This window comes from Methanobrevibacter sp., from assembly GCF_017410345.1.
Lineage (GTDB): Archaea > Methanobacteriota > Methanobacteria > Methanobacteriales > Methanobacteriaceae > Methanobrevibacter.
Window position 1 is genome coordinate 93,640 of sequence record NZ_JAFQQZ010000028.1, and the last position, 6,073, is coordinate 99,712.

Consider the following 6,073-nt stretch of genomic DNA (forward strand, 5'->3'; position numbering starts at 1 on the left):
ATTTTGATTATTTTTAATTATTTTTTATTAATTATTTTTTTATTTCTTTTCCCATAATTTCATAAGCTCTTTTGCATTTTCGCTCTCAAATAGAACACCGGCATATTCCCCGGTATTTGCAAAGCATATGAATCCTACTTCAATCTCATCAGGTATTCTTCTATCGATATTATGTTGTATTCTTCCATTTAGAATTTCCATGGTCTTATCCAATAAGTCATTTTCATACAATATATCCAATACCGCATTTGTAGTGACGCATTTTTGAATCCCATTTAATGTATCCAAATCAGCACCTGCTTCCAAAGCACAGGACAATAATGTTTCTATCCTTCCGTCACCATTACGTGAGTGAGTGTTGAACATTCCAATGCCCAATTTCACAAGCTTTCCAATATGTCCAATCAAAAGGATCTTTTTAAATCCATATTCCACAGAACTGTCCAATGCAACATCAATGAGATTACTGCACATTATTCCAGGCTTTGTAGACAATTCCAATTCCTCTTCAGTGAATTTCTTACCGAAATTGCCTAAGAAGATAAGTATGTTCTCATTGCTCTCTGCAGCAATGACGCTTATTTCCACCTTAAGGGAATCAGCCAAGGCTTTAGAGCTCATAGGCTCCACAATACCTGTGGTTCCCAATATGGAAATTCCGCCAACGATTCCCAGTTCGGGATTGAATGTTTTCTTTGCCAATTCCTCACCTTTCGGTACTGAAATCAGAACATGAAAACCACCATTGTAATCGTTTTCCTTAGCCAACTCATACAATGAATCCCTAATCATCTTACGGGGAACCGAATTGATTGCAGCCTCCCCTACAGGCTGGTCGAGACCACCTTTGGTTACCCTGCCAACCCCTTTTCCACCTTCAATAATAATCTCAGTAGAATCTGGAATCAGTGTGACCTTAGAGGACACCAATGTGCCATTGGTGATATCGGGATCGTCACCGCTATCCTTTTCAATGGAACAGCTTGCTGCAGTATCATTGAATTGGGGACTTAAAACATCTATGACAAGGTCTGTCTGATTAGGTGTTGTGATTGCCACAGAATCCATTGATTCCTGCTTGAACAGCATTGCTGCAGCTGCCTTTGACGCTGCTGCGGCACATGTTCCTGTTGTATAGCCACAACGCAACAACTTTTGATTCACCAATCTCTTTTCTGCCATATTAAATCCTCAATCAAGATTTAAAATTATTAAATTAATATAAATTTTTAAAACTATTTTACAACAACAATGGTGAAATAGCCCATTTTACCATCAAATTCATCTAAACTGTTATAAACCTTCTGATTTTCCAGACCGCAGTTTTCAACCGCATAAACATTGTCTTCAATATTCAATTCCTTCAATGTTTCAATAAGTTTAGGCATTGACTTACCTATCTTCATGAAAACCTTTGATCCAGGCATCTCTAAAGCTTCCTTCATATCTATTCCGGTTGCCGGAATGATATGCAAAGGCTCATTCATTGTTGTCAAGCCTATCTTCAACTGGGAAGCGGAGGCACAGAAGCTTGTGACTCCAGGAATCACTTCAACATTGTAATCCTTTTCCAATAATTTGTCCATAGTGTAGGCAAATGTTGAATAGATTGTCACATCCCCTAAATTCAACATTGCAACATCTTCACCGCTATCAAGAACCTTAGCTATTGCATCTGCAGCCTCATTATGACTTTTAGTCAAGATGTCCTTATCCTTTGTCATTGGAAATTCCAATAGCATTATCTCCTTGTCAGATAAATCTACTGCTTGAGATACGATATTCATTGCCAATGAATCTCCGGTTCCTGTATGGGGAGTGGCAATATACTTGGACTTGGATATGATATTCATTGCCTTTACAGTGATCAGCTCAGGATCTCCTGGCCCTATGCTTACTCCGTATAATGTTCCTTTCTCCATTTTAATACCCTTTTTTCTCTTTTCAATGCACTGAAAATTCACTAAAAATTACTTGACATATCATATTATAAATGAAATTTTTAGAAAAATTATTCCAATTTATTAAATTAATTTTTAAAAATATCAAATAAACTTAATAATGATATTTTATAAATATATAAGTAACACTTAATTTAATCGCATTAATTAAAATTTAAATTGATTATAGTCTTCAAATTTCTTAATGAAATTTTATAACTTAATCATCTATTTAAAAAATATGTTAACAAGAATATATAAATATGCTCATAAAATATAATTGAAAAAATTTAATAAGATTTAACTGAATTTTACAAAAATCCCAAAAACAATAAAAGTCGGATTTGAGCATATTTAATTCCAATATTCTTTAAAAAGTGCTTAAAATTTAGGTTAACTCGATTAAGAAATGATAAACATTTATATATAATAATTTATATATATAGTAACAATCAATTTAATTTTAAAAAATATTAATTTAAGTTGATTTTTAAGAATTTTATATCAAAAATTTTTGATATTAATTTGGAGGAAAAAAGTTATGCATATTATGGAAGGATATTTACCATTGACCTGGTGTATCATATGGTTCATCATATCATTCGCCATTGTTGCATTTGGTATCTATCAAATCAAAAAAATTGTAGATGAAACCCCTGAATCCAAAGCTTTACTTGCTGTAAGCGGAGCATTCATGTTCATCTTATCATCTTTGAAATTACCATCTGTTACTGGAAGTTGTTCTCACCCTTGTGGTAACGGATTAGGTGCAGCATTATTCGGTCCTGCTGTAACCGCTGTACTCGCAACTATTGTACTTATTTTCCAAGCATTATTACTTGCTCACGGTGGATTAACCACTTTAGGTGCAAACATTTTCTCAATGGGTATTGTAGGCCCATTCGTTGCTTGGTTAGTATACAAAGGTTTAACTAAAGCTAATATTTCATCAACCATTGCAATCTTCTTTGCAGCATTCTTAGGTGACTTATTAACTTACGTAGCTACTTCATTCCAATTAGCTTTCGCATTCCCTGCACCAACCTTTGGAGCAGCATTAACTGCATTCTTAACTATCTTTGCAGTTACCCAAGTACCATTAGCTATTGGTGAAGGTCTCTTAACCGTAATCATTTGGGACAGATTAAAAGCTTACAAACCAAAATTGTTAGACAAATTAGGCGCATTAGCTCCTAATGAAGCATAAGGTGATTAATATGGAAAGATCAACATTAATTATTTTAGCAGTCGTTTGTATTTTATTATTCATCGCACCACTCATCATGTACAGTGGTCTCGGTGAAGATGAAGGATACTTCGGTGGATCTGACGATGCAGCTAGTGAACAAATTGAAGCAACAAATTACGAACCATGGTTCTCTTCAATTTGGGAGCCACCTAGTGGTGAAATCGAAAGTTTATTATTCGCTCTTCAAGCAGCTATAGGAGCAATCATCATTGGTTACTTCTTCGGTTACTGGAGAGGACAAGGTAAAGAAGAATAAATCTTCTTTATCACTTTTTCTTTTTTTAAATTTTTAGAACATATTAGTGACATTTAGTGATTTTATGAAATTTGATATGGATTACATTGCACACAACAATGAATTGACTGAAACAAATCCTTATTTTAAATTGTTTTTGACAATAATATTATTAATTGTTACTTTGGCGTTAGATAACTTATACTTTGATGTATTTATATTCATTCTGTTTTCCATTATAATATTAGGGATAGCAAAAATCAGTTTAAGATCATATTTAAAATTCCTAACAATTCCTATGGCATTTCTTATAATAACATGTCTCTTCTTAATATTCTTCTTTGGTATCGGAAATGTTATTTATGAAACTGGAATTTTCGGCATTGTAGTCACTGATGACTCATGGCATTATGGTCTCTACACATTCTTTAGAGTTTTAGGATGTTTCCCTATTTTAGGTTTCCTTGCACTTACAACCCCTATTGCAAAAGTTTTCCATTGCTTGGAAACCCTCAAAGTGCCTAAGATTCTTATTGAAATCGGACTTTTAATGTATAATACAATATTCATATTCCTAAATGAAATTGACACAATGCAAAAGGCACAAAAAACAAGAATGGGTTATAATTCCTATCGGAATTCATTGGAATGCTTAGGTTCACTTATAAGCAACATATTTTTAAGGTCCTTAGATAAAAGTGAAACATTACAACACAGTTTAGATTCAAGAGGATACACTGGAGAACTTCCAGTTTATATACCACCAAAGATGGAGGAATAAAATGTTAGAAGTAAAAAATATCAAATATTCTTATAATAAAGATTATCAAGCACTTAAAGGAGTCAGCTTAAAAGTTGAAGAAGGCGAAATGGTCGCTCTTTTAGGTAAGAATGGTGCTGGAAAATCTACCTTGTTCCTTCATTTGAACGGTATCTTTGAACCTGATGAAGGTCAAGTGTTCATCGAAGGAGAGGAATTGAAATACGACAAGAAATCCTTGCTTAAATTCAGACAGAAAGTGGGAATTGTTTTCCAGAACCCAGATGATCAAATCTTTGCACCTACCGTTGAAGAGGATGTGGCATTCGGTCCTTTGAACTTAGGCTTGCCTATGGAAGAAGTTCAAAGAAGGGTGACTGAAGCTTTGGCTCGTGTTGGAATGAGCGGCTATGAGAAGAAGGCACCTCACCATTTAAGTGGAGGTCAAAAGAAACGGGTTGCAATTGCAGGAATTCTTGCAATGAAACCAAAAATCATGGTATTGGATGAACCTACTGCAGGTCTTGACCCACAAGGTGTAACAGATTTAAGCAGATTATTGAAGGAACTTAACGACGAAGGAATTACAATCATCATTTCAACTCACGAAGTTAATTTGGTTCCTAACTATGCACAAAGAGTTTTTGTATTGGTTGATGGATTACTCATTGCAGAAGGAACTCCCAAAGAGATCTTTGCACAACCTGAAATTCTTGACAAAGCTAATTTGGAAGTGCCAATCGTTACTGAACTTTTCCAAGACCTTGAAGAAGAAGGTTTTGATATGAAAGGAGATTATCCTTTAACCATTGATGAAGCAAAAGAAAAGTTCTTAGAAATCTTAAGAAACAACAATTAATTACTTATTGAATTTGAAATAAGTTAAAAATCCTATTTTTTTTTAAATCATAAAATTCATCATAACTTTAATAGACTAAGTATTACTTTTTTTGATTGGAGATAATACTTTTTAAAAAAGTCAACTATTTTTACATTAAATTTTTATTAAAAATTTACGCTTCAAATTCCTCCTATGTAAAATATAATAAGAATTGATTAAAATATAAGAAATAATGAAAAGATATACTTTAATTAATCACTTCATTAATTAAATTGAATGATAATAAAAATTATAATAATTGAAAGAATGTTATCTACATCACTTTAGCAAAAAATACAAAAGTAGTTAATTTTAAAAATTAGATGCTTAAAAAAAACTTTCAAAAAGGAAAATAAATAATATTAATAAAAATAGTTCGTAGTTAATAAAACTAAATATTGGTCGATAAAAAAGGCTGGCAGCTAAATGAAATTCCCATAGACCGAAACCCATAGTACACAAACAAAACGCGAAAAGACTTAACTTCTGGGATCGAAACGAGACCAGGTGTAACCCCATCGCTATGACCGCCAAACCTATATGATAATGATAGAATCAAGACATAATTTGACTCATAAAATCAATGATCTTTAATTAAACGTACATTTTCACCCAAACTGAATACACCAAACCGAATCCTAATCATCCATTACGAACACTAGGAATTCAAACAATACATTAATTTCCTTGAGAATAAAAAGAAAATAAAGCAAGCGAACAATTGGAAGCAGCGGACTAAACAACTCGGAAAAAAACCTCGAAGCTCACATCCCTACCCCATCAAACGAGTCTTCTACTCGCGTCCTAAGCAATCTATTTTCAGGGGACACCTCAGGCTTAGATGCTTTCAGCCTTTATCGTCCAGTGCGTAGCTGCCCAGCAATGCCTTATCAGACAACTGGTAGACCAGAGACACCGACGGCTCGTTCCTCTCGTACTGGAACCACCTTCCGCTCAAGCAACAAAACACTTCTATTAGATAGCAACCAACCTGTCTCACGACGGTCTA

Annotated in this window: 6 protein-coding genes and 2 rRNA genes; 4 read left to right on the top strand and 4 right to left on the bottom strand. The window is 33.8% G+C overall.

The features are described from left to right. Positions 1-39: 39 nt before the first annotated feature. Entirely contained in the window at positions 40-1,182 is a 1,143-nt protein-coding gene (gene cbiD / locus IJE13_RS03920) for a cobalt-precorrin-5B (C(1))-methyltransferase CbiD (protein WP_292777327.1), read from the bottom strand. Positions 1,183-1,235: 53 nt separating this feature from the next. After that, positions 1,236-1,922 carry a precorrin-2 C(20)-methyltransferase gene (gene cobI, locus IJE13_RS03925; protein ID WP_292777330.1) on the bottom strand — a complete coding sequence of 229 codons (687 nt, stop codon included), beginning with the start codon at positions 1,920-1,922 and terminating at the stop codon, positions 1,236-1,238. A 559-nt stretch (positions 1,923-2,481) separates the two neighbouring features. Here cobI and IJE13_RS03930 point away from each other — a divergent pair. The 4 genes from IJE13_RS03930 (at position 2,482) to IJE13_RS03945 (ending at position 5,043) form a co-directional block, all read left to right on the top strand. Then, positions 2,482-3,147: an energy-coupling factor ABC transporter permease gene (locus IJE13_RS03930; protein ID WP_292777332.1), complete on the top strand. Its 666-nt coding sequence runs from the start codon at positions 2,482-2,484 to the stop codon at positions 3,145-3,147. 10 nt (positions 3,148-3,157) lie between these two features. Continuing rightward, a complete protein-coding gene (locus IJE13_RS03935) occupies positions 3,158-3,445 on the top strand; it encodes an energy-coupling factor ABC transporter substrate-binding protein (RefSeq protein ID WP_292777334.1) in 288 nt (95 codons plus the stop codon). Positions 3,446-3,509: 64 nt separating this feature from the next. Then, positions 3,510-4,205 carry a cobalt ECF transporter T component CbiQ gene (cbiQ, locus tag IJE13_RS03940; RefSeq protein WP_292777336.1) on the top strand — a complete coding sequence of 232 codons (696 nt, stop codon included), beginning with the start codon at positions 3,510-3,512 and terminating at the stop codon, positions 4,203-4,205. 1 nt (position 4,206) lies between these two features. After that, positions 4,207-5,043, top strand: coding sequence for an ATP-binding cassette domain-containing protein (locus IJE13_RS03945; RefSeq protein WP_292777338.1), 837 nt, complete (start codon positions 4,207-4,209; stop codon positions 5,041-5,043). 434 nt (positions 5,044-5,477) lie between these two features. On the opposite strand, the gene rrf is transcribed toward IJE13_RS03945, so the two are convergent. Further along, positions 5,478-5,599, bottom strand: a 5S ribosomal RNA gene (rrf, locus tag IJE13_RS03950). Between the two features lie 166 nt (positions 5,600-5,765). Continuing rightward, positions 5,766-6,073: ribosomal RNA gene (locus tag IJE13_RS03955) — 23S ribosomal RNA — on the bottom strand; the annotation flags it as partial.